Consider the following 21446-nt stretch of genomic DNA (forward strand, 5'->3'; position numbering starts at 1 on the left):
GCGAGTCCGGCTGGCACCGGTCAAAACCGGGCTTCTACGGGTGTCCGTCCCACATGCGTCCCACAAAATCGGGGGGGCGGGACTCCCCGACACCCCCCCTGCGAGCACAAAGCAGAGCGGCCTCGGCCCCCCTCTTCATGGGGTTCCGAGGCCGCTCTTCACGCCGCCACCTCTGGGAGCTCCAGAGCGGCTTCGGCGCGTTTCAGGTAGACCTCGCGCTGGCCGATGACGCAGCGCGCATAGATGGCCTGCAGAACCGGCACACTGTTGCCGGCCATCTCGGCGACCTCTGAATGCGGGATGCCCTCGTTCATCCAGGCCGTCAGGCAGGTGTGACGCAGGTCGTACACGCGCTTGCCAGTCGGCGACTTGAACTCGTGCTCGGAAAGGACCTCCTCGCGCGCCTTGGCCCAGACGCGCCGAAACACGGACCCCGCGAGCATGTCCCCCCTCTCTCCTGGGAAGAGAAGGTCGGCCGACCCGAGGTCATACTTCTCGATGATCTCGCGAAGAATCACGACGAGACGCGGGTGGATGGGGACTAGACGCGTGTCGCCCTCTGCCCGTCCCTTGAGGTGCCGCTTCTCATGGACCTCCCCGGTGTCGGTCCACTGCCGGCCGACCTCCGGCTGAGCCTCATGGACCAGGAACTCGCCCCACCCCGACTCCGGCAGCGTGGCGTCCCCCACACGGAGGGCGACCGCCTCCTCAGGCCGGAGGCCGGCGTAGTAGAGGGTGGCGAAGAAGGCCCGGTAGATGGGACCGCGACGCGGGCGCCGGCCTATCCATTCCAGCATCTTCGCGACCTGGTCTCCGTTCAGCAGGCATCGCTTGTCGATGGCCTGGGCCACTTTCGGAGCGGTGCGCTCGCCCTGCCCCTTGCCTTTCGGCAGAGGGTTGGCCTTCAGGTAGTTATGCCTGATCGCATAGGCCATGACCAGATTCATGATGCGGGCGTGGCGCCTGACGGAGCTGGCGGCTGCGGCAGTACCGTCAAGGCGCGTGCTGAGGGCTGTTACGACCTTGTCAACGTGCTCGGTCTTCTCCCACGCACTCATGGGGAGAGAGTTGCGCTTGACCCAGTTGAGGATCGTCTGTACCTCGGCCGGTATGGGCTTCTCCGGGTCCGTACGCTGTCGGACGCTGAACGCGTATTCCCGTAGCGCTCTGCGGACCTTCACGGGTTCGAAGTGCTGGGGCGGCGGCGTGCGCAGCAGGGTGATGGTCACGGGTGTGAGAGCCTTCGCCATGTTCTTCCGGGTGTTGCTGGAGGCGTCGGGCCACTTCCAGTCGACGTACTCGACCGCGAAGTCGTACCAGTTCACCTCGGCGGCCTTGGACATCCAGGAGATCGGCCGCCCGGTTTCGATGTCGAACGGCTCGCGCTTCCTGTGCGCGGACATCAGCTTCGCGCGCTCGTCGTCGGCTACCGCGCTCTTCTTATAGGTCTTGCTGTGCTTCTTGTGGGCCACCTTCCAACGGACGGTGTAGGTGTTTCCCTTGGCCCGCTTGTTCGTCTCTATGGGGTAGAAGCGAACGTCCAACGAGCTCGTGTCCGTCAAGAGTGGTCCTCGCAATCCATAAGCCAGTCTTCCAAGTCACCGCGCCGTATTCGGAGGGAGCCGTTGGGCAGTCGAATGCAGCGCGGGCCGCGCCCCTTCTGGCGCCAGTCGTAGAAGGTCGATCGGGAGATCCGCAGCTCGGCGCAGACCTCGTCGACTGTCAGCTTCTGCCCAGGTCGCACCGCTACCGTCATGGCGCCACCTCGCGATTGCGGATGGATGCGGAGGCGGCGAACAACGCGGGCGGGCCCGCCAGCCCGGGGTGGAAAAGGGCAGGGGGTATCGCGGATCGACACATGAGGTGGTTCCTTGCGATGGAGCGCGCGGGGCGACAGAGCGGAATCAACAACGCCGGGAGCCCACGCTTAATCGGCGGAGGCATCGCTGTATTTCAGCGAACAGGCGCTGCGGATTTCAGGGCAGCAGCAGGCGGGAGCCGATCACTTTCCCCTTGCGTCTTTGCGGCACTGCCTACTGCGTCCGCCACGGCTCCACCGCCAAGCACAGCCGCTGCGAACACCCTCAATGGTCGTCACGATCGCCGGTTTGGCTAACCGGCGATCGTGGTCTATGTTTCGCCCCGCCACAGGGAAGTCCCCGGACAGTTCCCAACGGACGAAGCTCAGGAGGCCAGCCGGCGCGACTGGAGCCCGGGGGTCGTGTCGCCTGTCACGAGCACTTGGAGCCCATCGTCAGTCAGCCGGTCGAGGAGGGGGTGCCACGATGTGCTCGGCAGCGCCGACGGCTCGGGCGACCTGCCAGGTAGCGACTCCAGGGTGTGTTGCGGTGTGCACGAGTGCCGCTCCGTCCCAGCGGTAGCCGTGTTGCAGCAAGTCCTCACTGAACAGCCCAGCCGCACAGACGCAGAAACACAGCGCCGTGCAGAGGGCGCCGTAGTCCTCTCACTCCTGTGCAGTCCACGCGTCGGGGCGCAAAGCGCCAAGAGGGTGGCAGCAGTGAAGCAAGCCGATCGGAGAGCGGGATTCGACAGGTGGGCCTCCTTGGGGGCCTCGGCGACAAGACCGAGTAGGACGCGGGTACGGGCTGCCGGGGCGGTCGGCATGCTGCGGTCGCCCCGGAGGCCCGCGTTTATACGCTGACCTGGTTCTTTACGGGACGTTGTACGTTGACATGGTCCCGCAGGAGGTTCCAGTCCTTTGGCGCTCTTTCTCGTCTGCCGTGGGCGAATCCGCCCCAGGAGCCCTGTGGGATCTCAGGCCCCGTGGCCGAATTTCACGAACCATGGCCACTCAGTGGCCAGTTGGCCGCAGTCGTGAGACTGGCCGGCTACCCCGTCGCATTCGCAGCCACCGGTCGGCGCGGCCGGGTTCCCCTCTGGCGTGATCTTCGGCGTGAAACAATGCCGGGATGGATGAGGGGGCAGCTGCCGTACTCGCGGCGCTGATCGCGGTGGCAGGTGTGGCGCTTGGCCTGTTTGGGGCCCGCTGGCAGGCACGCGGCATGCAGGAGCAGGCGAACGCAGCCATCGAAGCGGTCAAGGCGCAGGGGCGAGACCAAAATGCACAGTGGCGTCGGACCGTAAGGCGCGACGTCTGGGTCGAATATCTCGGCGCCGTGGATGAGTTCAGGCTGGCTGCCGGAGAGGTAGCAGGACATCTCGCTGACGAAGATTTGCCAGAGGCCGAGCTGGGACTCGAAGCGGCTCACTCTCGGTCTGTGGGCGCAACCGACGCATATCGCAAGATCGAGCTCGAAGGACCTGAGCAGATCGTCTCCAAGGGCTACGCCTTGCAGGGCGTCATGGTCCAGACGATCTTCGAGCTGGAGCAGGCACTCACCGCCGCGCGAGCGATGGGAGTACTCGAACAAGCCGGGCAGCGCGAGCAGCGCGAAGTTCCCTCCGATCAGCATCGGCCGATCGCGGCGGTTCTCAGCTCGCTACGCGAGCTGCGGGGCATGGAATCCGACGATCCGGGCCGAACGGAGTACGGACAGCGCCTCGGCCTCCAGATCCTCGCCTTGGACTTGCTATCTGCCTCTGACACCACGGCCCTCGTTTTCACGTACGCACACCAGCTGTCACTGAGCGAGGCTGTGGAGCGCTACCCCCACGGGCGGTGGCAGCGTTTCCACGAAGTGCGAACAGACTTCGTTCAAGCGGCTCGCTCGCATCTCGATGGCAACACTTGAGCCTGGCTGCCGGTCAGGGCGCGGGTAGGTCGTCGCCCTGACCAGCTAGTCAGCACCTCCCGCACAGCGGGGGGCCTCACTCAGGCTTCTCCGGACGCCGTCTTGGTCGCGCCTCCATGCTTCGTCACTCTGGGACGGCACCGGACGCGGACCGCGCCATGGGTAAAAGCCTTATCTGTTGCCTTGCTTGCCCATACGTACGCTTCTCCGGGCTGCAACTGCGACATCTGCTCGGAACGCAGCCCGGAGAAGGCGGCGTTGGCTTTCTGAAGGTGCTTCAGCCAGGCGGGCGACGTGAACTTGTGCAAGATGACGTGATCCGAGAGCTCGATCAGGGAGATCGGTACTGACGGTGGGTCCTGGCTGGCAACCAGAACGCTCATGCCCTTATGCCGCATCTCTCGGACCGTCTCGACGAGTCCTGCGACGAGGTCGGGGCTGTCGATGTACTTGTGCGCCTCGTCGAACACGACCAGCTTGTTGAAATGCTCACCGCCGCTGCGTGCCTCGGCGAACAGCTGCATCAGAACGACGAAGAGGCCGAGCGCCTCGTCCTTCTCGATGAACTCGTCACGAAGGTCGACGATGATCAGACGTCCCGGGCGGATGAGGCTGGTGAGCTGGGCGTTGTCGTCGATGTAGTCACTGGCGAGGTTGAGTCGCTCCTGGGCAAGCTGCTTGACATGGTCCGGCATGCCCGAGTCGGCCACGCCCTGTCGGATGACGTCGAGCCTCAGGTCGTTGCGATGCGCTCGCATGATCCGCGTGAGCTGGCGGATGTAGGTGGACTGGTTGCCCACGGCCCCCATGAGGAACCGCCAGTGGGAAGCCTGCAGCTCGGCGGAGGAGAAGGCCAGCGGCTGGATCGCAATATCGGGGAACTGCCGCTGCCGATCGACGACTTGGTCGGCCGGCGCGAGCAGCAGGACGTCCTCAAGGGCTCGCGGCTCGGCCCCGTAACGCTCCTTGAGGACCCTCAGCTGAGCCTTGTCGTCGTTGGGGCGCGCCATCGAGGTGAATTCCGGGGCGTAGTCCATGGTCTGGCTGTAGTGGAAGACCACGGTTGCCAGCGGGTGCGGGAGCTCGTTTACCGGCGGTGACGGTAGGGAGGCCATCTCGATGATGCTGCCAAGGGTGTAGCTCTTCCCGCCTCCCTGGACCCCGAACAAGCTAATCGTGTGTGTCTCGTTGAGGTCGAGCGCGACCGTTCTGCCTGCCACCTCGCCCAGCACGCCGTGCTGCGGCGAGGGGTGGACGACACCGAGAAAAACTCCAGGGGCCGACGAAGCAGGCGCCGCAGCTGAAGGAGCCAAGGGAGCATCGACGGTGACAGCGTCTGGGAAGCTCTGTGGGGCGGGCACGGTGGCTGAGCGGGGAGGCAAATCGGTGTCACCGTGAGCAGGGACATCGTGTGCACTATCCTGCACGTCACCCCGCTCCGGGCCAGGCTCCGAGGCCACCGGATCCGGTCCCGACGGAGGAGTTACGGAGTCCGTGCGGTCCTGCTGGTCCGACGATGCACTCGGGGCGTCGGTAGGTGCCCGGACATCAGCTTCGTCCGGCTCGGTGACGGCCGACTCCGACACCGGAGCGTCCTCGCTGTTGCTCTCCGGGGGAGCCTCTGCGTCCTGCGCACGGAATTCCGCGTCGGCCAGGCGTGGCACCGACAGCTGCAGCAGCGCCAGGGTGGGCGCCGTGGCTTCGCCGTCCGGCTCCGAGGCCTGGTCCTCCACAGGGGTGTCCCCGAGCTCGGGCAGTCCCGGCCGTACGGTGGGGATGGCGTTGATCAGTTCGGTGATCAGGTCGCTGCCGATCCGGTGGAAGTGCACACCATCGTCGAGCTCCCGGTCGGTGCCGCTGCGGGCGAGGTCGAAGATCAGGCCGCTGCGGGTGAAGCTCAGTTTGTACCCCTTGTCGAGGCTGTCGAGCAGAGCGTGTGCTGCCTCGCGGGGTTTGTGGCCCATCGTGCCGTGGCGTGCTGCTCGCTCCAGGTAGAAGCGCAGCATGGAGCCAAGCACAAGGTTCTTGACCGTGCGGTCGACACGGTCAGGAGTGGTACGCGCCGGGTCGAAGGACTCGGCTAGGACGGTTTCGCTGCGCTCCAGCTGCTGGGCAACCTTCGTCTTCAGTCTCTGGTAGGCGCTGATGTCGTCAAGGGCGGTGTAGCACTTCACCTCGATGAGGTGACAGACGACGGTCCGTTCCCTGGCATTGAGGTGGAAGAGGGCCAGGTCGCTGCGCTGGAAGGAGGAGGCGTCGCCAAGCTCTCGGGCCAGGCGCCTTGCTTCGCTGTACAGCTCAGGGTGGGCGTCGAGAGGGACGACGATCTGGTTTTGGAGGACGTCCTGGTAGTCCAGGTAGAGGCGGGCCAGGGAGAGGCCGAGGACTTCGGTGCGCTGGTTGGGTGCGGTGGAGGCCAGTTTGAAGGCGAGGTTTCCGGAGAGCAGACGCAGCTGCTCGAAGAAGGTGTTGAGATGGCGTTCTTCGACGTCGAGTCCGTGTTGCTCCGCCGTGGGGCCGAGCAGGGTGCGTAGTTCGTCGACCGAGTTCGAGCTCACCATGATCTGGTGGCCCAGCCCGCCGGCGAGAGAGGGCGCGTAGTCGATGACGTATTCGGGCCTACCGTGCTGTCCGGCATGGTCGAAGTACTCCAGGCCAAGGGTTCGGTCGATGGTGACGACCCAATCGCCGGCCTGATGCGCCTGGTAGAGCAGAGCCCGGCCCGCGTTGTCGAGCGACAGGACGGTGCACGGGACGTTGCGCGGCGCCTGTCCGGCGGTGGCGACATTGGCAGCCGCGCTGGCGAGCAGCCCGGGCATCCTGCTCATGAGTGTGGCGAGGTCTTCGGCGTCCTCTGTGGCCAGGGCGGTACCGTGACGCGGGGCGATACGCCAGACGATCTGCTGTTCGTTGTCTTCGTAGGTGGAGGCTGTTGTTTGGACGAGTCCGTGTACCGGCGCGTTGACGATGTCCTGACGTACAACGGAGCTGTACTGTTCGCCGCCGAAGGCGTCGATCAGGATGGTCAGGTGGGCGTCGAACTCGGCAGGGCGTTGGTTGAACTCCCGTACGGAGCGGACGGAGTAGACGAGCTTCGCGGTCCGTGTGCCCCCCGCTGTGTGCAGAAAAGCTTCAGCCTCGGCGGAGGCGATCTGGTTCTGGGCGCTGAGCAGTTTGCCTAGTGCCGCTCCGGTCTCTTGTGCTTCCGGGTCGGTCGCGCACAGGCGAATGTCGTACGTGAGGTCGCGGGTGGCCGTGCGTTGCTGCAGTTCGAGGAGCGCGTCGGCGACGATCTCGCCGCGGCCCGCGTTGACGACGTTCAACACGAGGGTGCGGACGTACGGGTGGAGGCGGACGTACCTTTCGATGCGGTCAGCCAGCGCGGTCCCGGACAGTGCGCTCGCGCCGTTCGAGGTGCGTGAACTTACGGTGGGGAGGTTCAGGGCGGTGGACAAGCGGCCGAGCAGGCCACGCGGGTCCGCGGTCTCACTGGGGAGGTAGACGCCCCAGTACGGGGTGAGGTTGTCCGCGGCGGCCATGAGTCGCCCGTCCTGGCGGGGAACGGCGAACGGGAAGCCCAGTGGGGACAGGGCGTCAAGGAGCGATTCCCGGGCCGCGATGATCTGGCGTTTGTCTGCGTCGCCGAGTCGCCCGACCCACTCCTGGCCCATGGCAGACCAGGTCGCCAGCCAGAGCGCGCGCAGGGGATGCGTGGGCGAGACGAGCAGGATCGTGTCGCGCTGCCCGAGGCCGTCGGTCAGGGTGATTGCGGCACAGTCGATCTGCTGAAGCCGCGCAAGTGTCACGAGTGCGGCGCCTCGGGTGTCGTCTGTGGACCGCTCGACCTGGAGCGATTGAGCTGCCACCAGCTCGGCGTACGCCTCGGCATAGGCAACTAGGACTTCTCGTACGGGCTCGAAGTCGATCGCCTCGCTCACCAGGAGGTCCCCGGTGCCCGCCCCGCCTGCTCTTTCGTCGCCCTGACCGCTCACTGCGGTGAAGTAGGCGTGCCGCGCGGCGAGGAAGGTGCCGTACGCCTCGGCTGCCCGCCCGCTCAGTTCGCATTCCAGGTTTTCGTCGGTGCCGGTGGGCGATTCGGCTGTGCCGTTCGAGTTCAGCACCAAGCGGCGCAGCGTGGTGTCGCTGGGCCGCGCCAGCAGGTCCTGCTGGATCTGTACCAGCAGAGGGGCGAGGCGGATCTCGGCGCTGCCGACCGTGTGGATTCTGGCGTTGAGGACGCGCTGCGGGCTGCGCGGGGTGGTCGCCTTCCAGCGGATGCCATTGACTGTTACACGCGACGGGTCGTCGCCGGCGGCCAGCGCTTCGAATTGCAGGGACCGCAGTGCCTGGACGACGCCTTCGTAACGCCCAGCGCTCCGCTCGGGCGGTTCCTCGGTCTCCGCATCGGGGATGACGTAGAAGCGTTCGCTCTCGCCGCCGGGTTGGTCGTGGGCGCTGGGAGCGACGTCGAGCGCGACGTCCGACGCGTCGAGTGGGGTGACGCGCACGTAGTGCCACCCCTCCTCCCAGTCGATCTTGTTCAGACGGCGCAGCGGGGCCTTGAACTCGGCTATCGCTGTCTTTCCCTTGCCGCGGTAAGCGATCCGTCCGATCGGTCCGCCGTTCTCAGAGACGATCTCCACCCGGAAGCGTTCGAGCCCGTCCACCTTGCGGGGGTCCGGCTGCACGGAGAACCGTGCCGTCACCTCGCGTACGCCCTTCTCGCCGGCGAGCAGGTAAGGCTGCCCCGCCATGGCCTCCAGCGCCGGATAGGCGCGCAGGTCCGCAGGGTTGTCTCCGGCGGCCGGCAGTCCGAGCTCTCGCACTTCGATGGAGACGGTGGCGCGCCGTTGCTCGTCGATGTGCCAGTTACCGAAGGACAGCCCCCAGTTCTCCCGCTCGACGACGATGCGGCGGGTCCAGGCCACCGGGTCTTCCAGTCCGCAGCGGGTGGCAAAGCCGGCGAGCCGGGCAGCGAAGTCCGCGTCGCTGAGTCCGAGGTCCAGGACGCGCTGACGTTCCGATCGAGTCGATCCGGTCAGCTTGTCGACCAGCCCGCGGTTCCGCTCGACGCGTTCCCTGACAAGGGTGGGGTCGGCGAACAGGTCGAAGTCGGGCACGAGCCCGAAGTGGAAGACGGCTGCGCCGGCCACCTGCTCACGGTACGCGTTGGCCTGAAGTGTCAGCAGATACGTAGCGACAGCGCGATCACCCATGCGACGGTCCGAGCCGTCCCGGAGAGCGGCGAGCAACTCGTCCACGCCTTGACGCAGTTGGTCCGGTACCTGGTCGAGAAGGTGCTCCGCCAGCTGCCCGTATGCATCGCCTAGAGGTACCTCTTCGAACGTCGCGATCCCGAAGGAGTCTTCGGCGCTCACCCGCATCCCCGGCGGGACGAAGACCAACAGAGGGCCCGGGAGGACTTCGTCCTCCGTGCGGTTGCGGAGCTCGACCAGCTTGGTGCTGGTGACAGTGACGTCATGGAACGACCGGTCAGGGGCCAGGTCGTCGGCCGTGCCGAGGACACAGACTGTGGCGTCGGGGCCGAGCGCTCCCCGGAGCCGGCGCACAAGCGGCGCCGCGAGTTCGGCCTCCACCTCGGTGACGCGCATGCAGTGCCCGGCGGTCCGCTCACCGACGAGCTTGGCCAGCCGGGGAACGAGGACGCCTTCGAGGGCCTCGCGGAGATCTTTGGGGGTGATCTCCGCCAATCCGATTGTGCTCATCGGGCCGCCACTCCCGTCTTCGCCGCTGCGCCGATGGCGTACCGGGGAGTGATGGTCTGTGTCAGATAGGCGTCCGACATGTCCTGGTAGTAGCCGATCTCGCGAAGCCGGTTGAGGAATGCCGCCGAGTTGGCGCGCAGTGCTGCCTGGTCGTCGAGGTGTGCGCCTGAGAAACCGTCGGAGTCGGGCAGCTGGTCGATGTAGAGCCCGTAGCGATCCTGCAGGAGGGCGAGGAACTCATCCACACGCATCGGCGACGTCTTCAGATCGCCGGACGAATCGTTGTCTTCCCGGAGCAACGACACCTGAAGGAGCACTTCCAGGAGCCGCGCGTCCAGCACGAAGCGGCGGGTGGAGTTCTCGCCACCGCTGCGGCCGCCTCGCGGCTGTGCGAGCAAGGCGCCGGGCCGGTGCTTGAGCAGCATCGTGTCGAGGCACTCGACGAAATAGCGGCGGTAGTAGCGCCCCTTGTAGTGCATCAGCATCTCGATGTACTCGTCGAAAGGGTCAAGATCCAGCTGGGTGATCTGCTTCAGCTCTGCGGGAGTGTCCTCCTCCTCGTCGCGCACCCGGTTGGTCCGCTGTAGGAAGAACGCGTCGCGGTCCTTGCGGTACGACTTGCCGAGCAGCCGCAGAGCCTCTTCCGGGGTGAAGTAGTTCCTCCCGCGAGGGCGGCTGAGTTTGTCTGTCTTGACGGCGAGATGCTCGGCGAAGTCGTCGAGCTTCTTCACCTGGTAGGTCGCCTGGATGAAACGGGGAATCCGCCGGTACCAGATCTCCGCGCTGCGTTCGGCCAGCACAGCGGCCGGGGTCCCCGGTGTCCCTTCGACGTCGAGGAAGAGCCGCGCCCTGTACGGGCAGCGGTCCGCCGCGTCCTCTCCCGCGTGTCCCTTGCGGCAGGACACAGGAGCCGCGCCCGCCTCGACGACGGCGGGCAGCAGCTTCATCATGCGCAGGTGGTAGAGGGACAGATGGAAGGCGAAGAGGATTTTCAGATAGTCCACGAGCACGGTGCGTGGCATGTGGTCCTGGTGGTACAGCAACCGCATGACGTCCTGGCACAGCTGCCGCGCTGGCTCGGCGCAGAGCGGCGGGTAGGGCGTGCGGGGCTTGCTGGTGTCCGGCCGGTCCTGCATCTGGGCTCCGGCCTGCTCCACCAGGTGGAGCAGGGCCTGCGTCTCCACGTCGGTGCCCGGGCCGGGAGTGATCGCCCCGGTGGCCCGGTCCACGTCGGAGAAGAAGAACTCACGCAGGCCGGCCAGGGCACCCGGGTCCTCGGCGAGCATCTCGTACAGCTGCTCGTCGGCCCCGTACGGGCGAGACTTCCGGCTATTGCGGAAGCGGTAGGTGAATCCGTGCAGAGGCCGGGGGCTCGCCACCGCCTCGGAAGCCTTGCCCCGGTTGACCAGATCCAGGAGATGGGTGGCCGTCCAGCGGGTGGTGGTCTCCCGGTCAAAGCCGTCAAACACCTCGGGGTGCTGCAGGAACAGCTTGACGAACATGTCGACTTCGAGGGTCTTAGACCGGCTGATCTTGCTGGGCAGTCCCTGGTGCCAAAGCCGGGCCAGGAGCGCGGTGAGGACACGGTCCATGTCCAGCGCCTTGTAGTCGATCCGGCTGATGCCGGGATGGTGGAAGGTGCCCAGGGACCCGGTCAGCGCCATGTCGTCTCCTCCACCCGGTCGGCGCCCTCGGCGAGCGGCTCATCTTCGCTGTCCGGCTGCCGTGCCGTCAGCTCTTCCATGTGCAGTACAGAGTCCTCGGTGCGGTGGATACGACGCAGGTCGTGTCCGTGTGTCGTTAGCAGCACTTCCTGATACGGGACTGCGGCCAGCCTGTTCTTGAACACGGCGAGGGCGAGCTGCTGTCCTTGGAGGTCGGCGACAGACGGCCGGTAGCCGCGCTCGAACCGCTGCAGAAGCTCGAACAGGTCGAGCCGGATGTCCAACTCGGCTGTCCCGCCCCGACTGCCGGCCGGGTCGCGGTAGCTGAGGCGCAACGAGGTGCGCCCGGACTCGATGTATGTCGAGTCCGGAGCTTCTCCGGGTTCGAGGCGGAACCCCGCGGCAGGGAATCGGCGGAAGCTGCGGATGGTTCCCCCCTGCACGTCGCGCACCTTCAGCGCGAGGGCGTCACCGATCCGCTCGGGGGCAACCAGTCCTTCGCCGCGGTTGAGCGCACGCAGGATGTCGTCCCGCTCCTCTGCAAGGGAGCTCCGGGCCGAGAGTAGGTCCATGAAGCGCAGCACCGAGGGGAACGGCAACATCCGCTCTGCTCGCTCCTCGTCGTGGAGCTCGAAGTAGAGCAGCCGGCGGCCCGCGTCCACGTAGCGGCGGTGCGCCGCCGCCTGGGAGGTACGGGCGGCAGCCGACCGGCCCAGCTGCTGGAACTGCTGGCCCAGCAGTGTGCGGCCGTGGTCGCTGCGGCCGTCGACCGTGACCAGTGCACGGTCCTCGAGGAGTCCCGCATAGTCGAGCCGCCGGTCGAGCTGTGGCTGGGGAACCGACGCCACATCGGCCTCCCGCAACAGGGAGAGCAGCCGGTCCCGTTCCCGTGGGGTCCCGTCGGCTGCGGGCGGGGTGCCAAGGTGCGCGGAGAAATAGAAGCTGTCCAGGATCTCCCGAGCGTCGCCGGCCGCATACAGCTGGTGGATCTCGGCGCAGTCGCGGCCCGAAGTGAGGGTGAAGGCGAGGGCCGACCTCAGGTCCCGGAGGGTGATGTGCAACTTGCCACGTAGCTGGGTCAGTTCGTAGATGCGCCGCAGCCGCCGCTTGACCTGCAGGCCGGCCGCTGGGTGCTGGAAGGTTTGGGCGTTGTGCCGTGCGTAACAGGTCGCGGCGAGGTCACAGCTCTTGCAGTCCTCCCAAAACCGGCTGTGCGTCATCCGGTCGAGCATGCGCTCAAGCAGCGACTCGCCGTCTTGGGGCGTCCCATCGGTGTCGAGAGGACGGGCCGCCACGTCACGCGCGTTGAGATTCACCACAGCGGCGGCCTGTCCGGTTGGCCGGCCCGCCAAGCCCAGGTTGACGAGCTTGGCAAGGTGTTGAAAGCGGTCGTGGTGATGGCTGAGGAAGTCGACCAGGCGCCCCTCGTTGATGGCGATCAGTCTGGTCTCGCCTTGAACGGGCCACGACGAGTCGTCCGCACCGGTGAACGGCGCGAAGAACTCCTCCAAGACCTCGTCGCCGCTGGTCTCGCCCTCGTCCTGGCTTCCATCGTGGTTGGTGCGGAAGCGGTGACCATCCAGGGTGAAGTCGGTGCCGTTGGGCCGCCGCGGCCCGAACGTGGCCCCGAGATCGCGGGCCTGCCGTTCGAAGCTCTCCAGAAATGCGGTCTTGCCGTCGCCCGCGTTGCCGGTGACCACGACGAGCGCGTGCCGACCTTCGCGGAGCGCCGGTACGAGCTCACGGTCCAGGGCCGTCTCGACATACACGGACATACTGTGCGGGTCGAGTCCGCGAGTGCCTCGGTTACTGCGGCGGCTCTGGCTGTACAGCGTCTGGAGGTGCGCGACGAAGGGATTGCTGTTCGGCTCGGGCCGCAGTGACTCGTCACCGCTGCTGGTGGCCGGTGGAGCGGGCGACAGTTCGGAGCGCGCGGGCAGCGGCGGCGGTATGGGCGCGATGCGCGCGGACTCCAGGGCCTCAAGTGCGCGCAGCAGCTCTTCAGCCGTGGTGAACCGCTCGCCACGGTAGGGGGAAATGGCCCGCAGCATGATCTCAACTAGGCCCGGTGAGAGGTCTCCGAAGCCGCTGTAGGCGGTGCGCGGATCGATCGGGCGCACTCCGGGCGGCGGATACTCGACGCCTTCCCACGGGTACTGTCCACCGGTCAGCGCCTCGTACAGGGTGACGCCGAGCCCGAACAAGTCGCGGTCGGTGTATCCGGTGCCGTCAGCGGGGACCTGGTCCAGATCGGGCGGGGTGTAGCGCGGACTGGTGTAGGTGTGCCCTTCGGAGGAGTCCGAGGTCTTGGATATCCCGAAGTCGATCAACTTTACCCCGTCGTCGGTCCAGAGCAGGTTGCTCGGCTTGACGTCGCAGTGCCATACCCCGAGTTCGTGGATATGCCGCAGCCCGCGGGCCGTGTCGATCGCGAGCCGCAGGACGTCCGCCGCGCCCATCCGCCCGCCGCGGACCACCTCGGCGACGTCCTTGCCGTCAATGAACTCGAAGACCAGGTAGGGGTATTCGTCCGGGGGCAGCAGCCTGTCCGCGTCCACCATCGACACCACGTTGCGATGCGGCGCGTGTTGGAGTCGCTGCAGTACGTCCGCTTCACGGCGCAGCCGCTCCAGGACGGAGTCCCGGTCACGAAGGACCAGCTTCACCGCGCGGTCAACGCTCCTGATGGTGTCGTACACCCGGTAGGCCACGCCGAACGATCCGGGGCGGCCCAGCCGATGCCGCACCAGGTACTTCGTTCCGAGCTGGAAGTCGGCGGGCAGGTCCTTGAAAAACTCAGGGCCGCGCGGTCCATCCACCCCCGCCGCAGAGGCGGACTGAGGCGCGGCGGAGGAGCCAATGCGCTTGGACGGGATGTTTCGCGCGCCCATAGCGAGATCGAGTCGCCGCAGCGCGTCGAGCGCGGTCGGCCGGTCGGCCGGGTCCGTCGCGCAGAGCTTCTGCAGCCAGTGGGCAAGCTCGACCCGGACACCGGCACCCTCCAGGCCGCTGACCGGGAGCTGCCCGGCCACGCTTACCTGCTCCGTGGCCGAACTGAAGGGGAGCTCGCCAGTGAGGAGCTGGTAGCCGATGACGCCAACCGCATAGATGTCCGACTTCATGCCCATCGCGGCGGGGTCCGCATGGCATTCGGGCGCCAGATAGGACCGGTCGGCAACCTGGTGGGCTTCCTGCATCACCGTGTGGACGCGCCGCTGCGCGGTCTTCGCGTACTCGAAGCCGGTCAGCATCGCCCGGCCGTCCTGCGCGATCAGGATGGTCGACGGATTCAGCTCTCGGTGCGCGATACGCCGTTGGTGGGCATGGGCGAGGCCCATCAGGACATGCCGGATGATCCGCAGTTTCGCGTCGGCGGTGAGCGGATCCTCGGACCCGGTCAGATGCAGCTTCAGAGCGTGGCCGGGTACGTCGTCGAAGACGGTGACGAAGACGTCCTTGTCCTCGTCCGCGAAGAAGTCCCGCACCCCGACGATGTTCGGGTGCGAAGGCAGCTTGCCCAGCGCCTCGTAGGCGATGCCTATCCGCTTTTGCTGCAGCAGCCGATCGGCCTCCGGAGCGTACGGATCGGCCTTGCGAACGGAGAGCCGGACCGTGCCCGACCCCTGCACGGCCAGCGCATTCTTCGCTCGGTACTCGTTGTGGATGTCGGCGCCGTCATCGGGTGCCGTCTCACTGAGCCGCTCGATGACCTCCCAGCTGCCGAATCGCAGCGGCCCGGCCGGCGGTCGGGAGGACCCCTGGACCGTACGCACGATCAACTCGTGATGCGCCGCGATGTCTGTGTCGAACCGCCCCGAGACCGTGGGGACACGGGTCACATCAGCAAGCCGTCCGATCAGGTCGGGCAGCGTGACGGTGTCCCTGGCATCCTGCTGTCGCGGCGTGCGATCGATGAGCAGGGCATCCCGCGCGGTCAGCACCACAAGCGCGTCGGTGTAGAGCCGGGACAACGGCGGATGGGCCGTCTCCAGGATCGTCTTGAGCTGCTTGGCGTGCCCGCGCAATTTCGGCAGCGGGCTCCGGAACGGGGCCCGTCTCGCCGGATGCCACCGGTTGCCAGCGACCTCAATACGGCCGCGGGTGCCCTTGACGTCGATGACGAACACAGCATGTCCGGTGACCACGACAAGGTCGACCTCGAACAGCTCGTTCCGGTACGGGATTTCGATGGAGTGCAGGACCGTCCAGTCGTCCGGGGCGTGATCACGCAAGTGCGCGATCACCCTCCGCTCGGCATCGTTGACGGCCTCCCCAACAGCAACGATCCTGGCACCCATCAGCCGGCGGCCTCCTCGATGGCGGCGGTGAGCAGCGCGAGCGCCTTGTCTTCCAGGATGTCGGCGCGGTCGCGGCACTGGTAGGCATAGCGGACAGTCTGGGCGATGCGAGCCCGGTCCGCGGGCGGCGCGAGCGGGATCGGCATCTCTCGGAGCAAACGGGGATGGTATTCCTGCTGTTTTCCACCCACACTGAGTGAACGCAGAATTCGGAATGCCACATCTGACCGAAAGAAGGCAAACAAGTATGCGCCGGGGACGTCAGGGTCCCCGCTCAGGAGTCGAACGAAGTCCTGGCTGTAAGCATGCTCAAGCCAGGCCCCAGTGACAAGAACCGAGCGGCTGTACACCTCATTTTCGCCGAAAGTTCCACGCGCCGCCACGAGAATCGTCTCGTCCTGCAGACGAATGTCCTCCGGCGCCTGAGCAGCGCTAATCCATCGACCTTCAGGGCGAATCCAAAAGGCTTGCCTTTGGCCGATCAGACGCACACCATGAGAAGGATCAGCGTCAATTCGCTTGAAGCGCGCACCAGTCCGCAGCGACCCCCCGGCGCAGATATCACCGAGTGTCGCTCCTTGAACCGAAGCGAGCTTTTCGATCAGTCGCCTTGCCCTCGGCGCAAAGTTCAGCGCTCGTAGAGAGATCGGCTCCGCGGTCGAAATCTCAAAACCGAGGTCCCGCTCCTGCTGATGCCAACGGAACTTATTCAGCTCCGGAAGCCCGACACTGTCGAAGAAGTCCTTCGTCGCAGCGACAAGCCCGGCCTGGTACTGCGCGCGCAATCGGGCGCTGTACTCCACCAGTTGGTGAATGCGCCCCTCCAGCCCTTCATCGAACCGAGGTACGGGAAGCCCTGTGATGTGGTGCGGCTCGATGTGCTTCACGGCCGACCCGTAGACCGATCCGCGGACGAGTGACTCCCCGAACCGGCTGAGCAGGAAGGCGTACAGATACCCGGACTTGATCTCCTCTGGGTCAGGTTCAACCTTGAGTGTGTCCTGCGAAGACCAGCAGTCGCCCATGTCAGGGCGGACGTACGCCCTCCTGCCGGCATTGAAGCCTGAGCATGAGATCAAGGTCATCCCGGGCTTGACCTGAAGGTAGGACAAGGCCGCCGACGTGGCGTCGGACTTCCGTAGCCGGGGCAGCGCCGTGAGGTCGGCCGCCATCATGTCCTTCGTACCGACGAACGGCACGCTGTGCTCCGGGTCGGTGAGATAGACCCGGCGAAACATGGGCCCGTTGAAGATGCCCCCGTTGTGGCCGGAGGTCACGCTCGCCAGTGGCACCGTGTCTGGCAGGCGCTCCAGCATCTTCTTCGCTTCCAGGGAGCCCGCGATGTATGGCGATGCGTCGAGCCGGAGCCCCTGATCCGCCAGCCAGTCGGACATCACCGGGTTGGAAAGGCTGGCGACCTTCACGCGCCCGCCTCCGTGCCCTTGCGCGGGTCCACGCCCGGCACCGGGTGTTTGGCCCGGAACTCCCGGTATTTCTCCGCGATCACCGGCAGGTCGTTGTCAATGACCGGCTGGCTACGCTTCAGCGGCCGAGTCACCACCTTGCCCCGGATGCGGAGCCGCTCCATGTCGACCTTCGTCTCCACCACGATGTCCCCATTGGGCTTGCGCTTGTAGAGATCGTTCCCCCGGCGGTCAAATCCGACCTTCTCGGCGACCGCCATGAAGACCGGATACGGCTTCTCCGTCCCCAGCCTGTGGTTGCGCACCTCCCGGTCGGTCTTCCGCTTCAGGAAGAGAAGTGTGGTGAGGATGTTGACGTTCGCGTCGACGATGAAGGTTTCCACCGGCAGTTCGATGCTCGCGAGCACCCAGCAGTGCTCCAGGATGTACCGGCGGATCGCCTCGTCGGTCGGCCCAGGGTTCGACAGGATGCCGTTGGGTAGGACGATGCCGATACGGCCACCGGGCTTAACCCACTCGATGGCGCGCTGGATGAACAACTGCTCGGGCGCCATGCTCGCCGGCGTACTGGTCCCGCTGGCCTCGACCTTGCCGGTCTCCTTGTTCCGCCCCCACGACTTGGCGATGCCGTCACGGAACGACGCGAGGACCGACTCGTCGCTGACAGGGATGTCGGCGCCGAACGGGGGGTTAGTGAGAAGCACGTCCACTTCCTCGCCGAGCGGAATTTGCTTCTTCGCCAGCTCGACGTCAGGCAGGTGCCCTCGGGGGAAGGCCAAGGAGTCCATGTGGAAAACATTCCCGGTGGTCTCCGCGAGCGTCATGATGTTCATGGTGGTCGCCCGGACCAAGAAACGGTCGAAGTCCGCGCCGAACAGGTGCTTCTCTGCGTACGCTTTCAACCGATCCCGGAAGCGCTCGCGCTGCTCGTCATCGTCGGGGAAGCCAAAGGTCCCTTCCTGCTTCTGCCAGGTGTGATGCAGATGGTTAAGCGTCGCCTGGAGGAAGCCGCCGGTACCGCAGGTCGGGTCAAGGACGGTCTCATCCTCCTGGGGATTGAGGATCTCGACCATCAGGTTGACCGCGCCGCGCGGCGTGAAGTACTGCCCCCGGTCACCGCGCAGGTTAATGCCGACGAGCTCCTGGTAGGCGATGCCCTTGGCATCGACGTCCGTGCCGCTCAGGTCGTAGGGCGCAAGCTCGCTGACGATGAAGGCGAGAGCTCCGTCGGACAAGGTGATTTCGTCGGTGGGCTTGAAGACGTCTTTGTACTCACGCTTGACGTCCTCGAACAGTTCCTTGACCCGGGTGCTGATGGCTGCACGGCCTGCCGGGTCGAACATCTCCTTTAGGCCCGTACGGAACCGTCCGTGACTGCTTCCCCGGCTGACCCGCTCGTCGTACATCTTCGCGAACAGGAGGTAAAGGAACTGCCAGAAGGCAGCATCCTTCGGCATGCCCTCGTTGCCGTGGATGTAGTTGTGGCAACGTCGGAAGGTCGTCTTGAGCATCTCCGGTTCAGCTCGCCGCAGCCGCTGATGCGAAGCCACGGTCCGGCTGCCTTTAGTCCCCTCGGCGACCTCCCAGTCGCTGCGGTCCTCGAAAGTCGCGCCAAAGTCGCCGATCACCTTCTTGAGGAAGAAGAAGTCGACCCCGTCCGTCCACATGCCGTCCGCGCATTCGGGACGATCTTCGTTGCCCATCAGTTCCTGTAGCTCGGCAAGATCCTTCTCCGCCTGCCGCGGCTCGCGGAGCTTGACCACGTTCTTGCCGCGCTTCGGCTCAGGCTTGCAGATCACCACGCGCCGTAGGTTCGCCGTGGTGTGCTGGGCACCCGACTCGAAGATCGCGATGTCGGCCTTCTTCGTCCGCTTACGGGGAGCCCCTTCTTCACTGACAGTGACCGAGAAGTCGCGCGACATGTCGTGAGGGTCGATGCCGTGCTCGTGTACCAGTGCACGAACGATCCTCTGCCGGACCTTCTCCTTCGGGGTCTCCTTGATCGCCTCGCCGGTGATGTAGTCGACGACCTGGCCCTCCTCCAGGGCGGTCACCCTGGGCTGGGTGTCCTCCGCCGCTGGATCGGCGCCATCCCCGAGCTGCTGCGGGATGTCCAGGTCCAAGGTCAGTTCCTCCATCAGCGTGCTACTTCTTCCCTGTGCTCGGTGGTGCTGGCGGTGCTTGTGGGACCTGACTGGTCCGCACCCATCGCAACCCGCAGCCTGCGATTCTACGGCCGCAGCGGTATCATCTGCGGCGCTTCCCGCTAGGCTGCGGGCCCTCTGCCATGCGGTGCGGCGCGAGCCTACAGCGGACCACTGACAATGCCCCCTATGTCAGCCTCGGGCAGCAGACCCAGCACAGTCCCAGAGACCCGCCGCTCGGGCTCGGCAGCCACCGTCCACGCCCAGGGTCAGCCGCCGGCCGCCCCGTCCTCCGTGTCCAGCCCTTCCTCCAGGCGCACGGCCAGCGCCAGTTCATCAAGTGACCCCTCACCGGGCACAAACCAACGGAGGGTGCCCTGCACCGAGGAGGTCACCCCTGAGGCGCGGTGACGCATCTCCCGAGCGAGGCCGCTGGGCGAGTACCATTCCTCGTCCGCGTGCCACTGCAGTGGGTAGCGACCACCGTCGTTGCTCCAGGTCGCGAGCGAACGCTTGGGGTCCTCCGCCAGCCACTCCGTCATGTCGCGGCGCTCGGGCTTGCTGTACGGCCGGTACTCGAGGACCGTGCCCTCCGGAATACGTCCCTTGGCGATCAGCGTGGTGACGGCGTTGACCTGACGTCCGCGGGTCTCGACCTCAGTGACCTGATAATTGTCTTCCAGTGCAGGCGCGTTACGACCTGAGTCCAGGCCACGCAGGGCAGCCCTTACGACCCGCTCAATCCGCTCAGTGTTCCGCACTGCGGCGATGATGTGGCTGCTCTTGCCGTACTCCTCGTCGATCGCGGTCAGCGACCAGGCGAGTGTGTCCCGTACCAGGTCGGGGACCTTCGCGAGCTCTGCCGACCAGTCGTATTCCGGGTCCTCGATAGAGCGAGTGTTCAGACGGCGGAAGACAATGTGGGTGACCAGGAGGTCTCCGTAGAAGGCGGCTGCATCGGCGCGCCAGAGCAGTCCGTCTCGCAATGCTTGCAGCTGAGTGCGGACCTCGCGGAGGAGCTGGACGCAGCGCCAGACGCGGAAGGCATTCGGGGTCTGACCGAAGATCTCCTGGTAGGTCTCGTCCTCCCACAGGCCGGCGAGGTTCTGATCACGCTTGGCCACGGCAGCGAGTTGGGCGTTCGGGCTCGTGGCGGCCAGAGCCTCAGCGGCCTCCGCCATCGAGCAACCGTGCTCCGGCTCCGGCGTCGTCTCACCCCGCTTGATCACGTAGCTGAGGTGCAGCAGGAGGGCGAAGTCGTCGCGAAGCTGGACCTGTCCGCTGTCAAGGGACTTAAAGTCGCGTTCCTCGATCGGGTTCTGCGTATTCGTAGTCGTGGTCACATGATCGCCGAAACCGGGAGGGCAGTCTTCCAGGGAGATCAGACGCACCATCACCCGGCCGTACTGTGCGGTGTCGGGGTCGGCGGTGTACGCCCGGTGGATGGCACTCACCGTCTGGGCACCGTTGACCACGCTGGCCCCAGTGAGCTGGAAGTCCCCCACCTTGCCGGGCACCGCCTTGCCGACCGGCTTGATCGTCTCGCAGAGCATGGTGATGCCGTTGCTGAAGTACCAGAAGTGCTCCGGCTGCTCAAGCAGCGTGTTCCTGATCTTGATGTTGACGTCGGTCAGATCCAGGGAGTCACGGATGTTCCGCGCGAAGAGGCCGCGCCGGTGCTCGCCGTAGAGGTCCGCGAGGTCGGGAACGGTCATGGTGCCGTACAGGGCCTTGTACGGAGTCGACTCCTGCACGAAGCCGTCCAATCGGACCTTGGCGTCGATCCTCGGCGCCGCGGCGTCGCCGAGGATGGCACGATGGAAGTCGCGAAGGTCGAGGATCTTGTACTCGACCATCTCCTCGACCTGGTTCAGCTCCGCGACCTTCTCCTCCAGGAGCTCGCGGACGTCCTCGTTGATCGGAGCGGTCCGCATTAACGCGAGGACGAGTGTGATCTTGGGCGTCCCGACCTCGTATGCCCGCTCAATATCGGGGACAAATGGCTGAAACCGGCTGTTGAACTTCGTGAAGTGGCGGTCGAGCATCAAGTTCAGCCCCTGGATCATCTTGTGAACCTCGGCCTCGCCGAACCCGCCCTTGCCCTGGTCGCTCCACTTGGCCTGCACCAGGCAGATTCGCGGCTGGGCGGACCTGAGCTCCACGGCGATGGAGTCCAGGCCGCGGTCGTCCTGACCGTCGAAGACACTGAGTGCCGCGGCACGGTCGCTACACGGGTGCTCGATCTGCACGGCGAGTGCGGCTAACCCGCGGCTAAGGAAAGCTTGATGGCGTTTCTCGTCGGAAAACCGCGCTTGGTCCGTAATGTCGATTAGGCCGGTGAAGCGCTCTTCGATCGCCTTACGGACGTACCCGACGTGCAGTTTGCTCATGCCCCCACTCCCGTCAATGCTCCTGGCTATCGAGACTCTATCGGGCGAAGAACCTTGGTGTTCCTCGTGCTTCACGCCTTGACCAAG

At 65.9% G+C, this 21446-nt stretch carries 9 protein-coding genes; 1 reads left to right on the forward strand and 8 read right to left on the reverse strand.

What is annotated here, in order from left to right:
* Nucleotides 1-158: 158 nt before the first annotated feature.
* Both H4N64_RS05325 and H4N64_RS05330 read right to left on the reverse strand, forming a co-directional pair.
* Nucleotides 159-1562, reverse strand: coding sequence for a tyrosine-type recombinase/integrase (locus H4N64_RS05325; RefSeq protein ID WP_260859542.1), 1404 nt, complete (start codon nt 1560-1562; stop codon nt 159-161).
* On the reverse strand, nt 1559-1756 hold the full coding sequence (locus H4N64_RS05330) for a helix-turn-helix transcriptional regulator (protein WP_186280928.1): 198 nt from the start codon (nt 1754-1756) through the stop codon (nt 1559-1561). Before H4N64_RS05330 ends, H4N64_RS05325 begins: the two co-directional genes overlap by 4 nt.
* 1174 nt (nt 1757-2930) lie before the next feature.
* Between H4N64_RS05330 and H4N64_RS05335 the strand changes: the two genes are divergently transcribed.
* On the forward strand, nt 2931-3713 hold the full coding sequence (locus tag H4N64_RS05335) for a hypothetical protein (protein ID WP_186280929.1): 783 nt from the start codon (nt 2931-2933) through the stop codon (nt 3711-3713).
* Nucleotides 3714-3793: 80 nt separating this feature from the next.
* On the opposite strand, the gene mads8 is transcribed toward H4N64_RS05335, so the two are convergent.
* The 6 genes from mads8 to H4N64_RS05365 all read right to left on the reverse strand — a co-directional run bounded on the left by mads8 (nt 3794) and on the right by H4N64_RS05365 (nt 21434).
* Nucleotides 3794-9439 carry a methylation-associated defense system ATP-binding protein MAD8 gene (gene mads8, locus H4N64_RS44825; RefSeq protein ID WP_186280930.1) on the reverse strand — a complete coding sequence of 1882 codons (5646 nt, stop codon included), beginning with the start codon at nt 9437-9439 and terminating at the stop codon, nt 3794-3796.
* A complete protein-coding gene (mads7, locus tag H4N64_RS05345) occupies nt 9436-11103 on the reverse strand; it encodes a methylation-associated defense system protein MAD7 (protein ID WP_186280931.1) in 1668 nt (555 codons plus the stop codon). The genes mads8 and mads7 overlap by 4 nt, the downstream gene beginning before the upstream one ends.
* Nucleotides 11094-15401, reverse strand: a complete 4308-nt coding sequence (gene mads6 / locus H4N64_RS05350) for a methylation-associated defense system protein kinase MAD6 (RefSeq protein ID WP_186280932.1) — start codon at nt 15399-15401, stop codon at nt 11094-11096. The genes mads7 and mads6 overlap by 10 nt, the downstream gene beginning before the upstream one ends.
* Nucleotides 15401-16825 (reverse strand): methylation-associated defense system restriction endonuclease subunit S MAD5, encoded by a 1425-nt coding sequence (mads5, locus tag H4N64_RS05355; RefSeq protein WP_186280933.1) that lies wholly within the window; start codon nt 16823-16825, stop codon nt 15401-15403. Before mads5 ends, mads6 begins: the two co-directional genes overlap by 1 nt.
* A complete protein-coding gene (mads2, locus tag H4N64_RS05360) occupies nt 16822-18963 on the reverse strand; it encodes a methylation-associated defense system DNA methyltransferase MAD2 (RefSeq protein WP_186280934.1) in 2142 nt (713 codons plus the stop codon). Before mads2 ends, mads5 begins: the two co-directional genes overlap by 4 nt.
* Before the next feature lie 275 nt (nt 18964-19238).
* A complete protein-coding gene (locus H4N64_RS05365) occupies nt 19239-21434 on the reverse strand; it encodes an AIPR family protein (RefSeq protein ID WP_336246636.1) in 2196 nt (731 codons plus the stop codon).
* Nucleotides 21435-21446: the final 12 nt, after the last annotated feature.

It is taken from the genome of Streptomyces cupreus (genome assembly GCF_014257025.1).
GTDB lineage: Bacteria > Actinomycetota > Actinomycetes > Streptomycetales > Streptomycetaceae > Streptomyces > Streptomyces cupreus.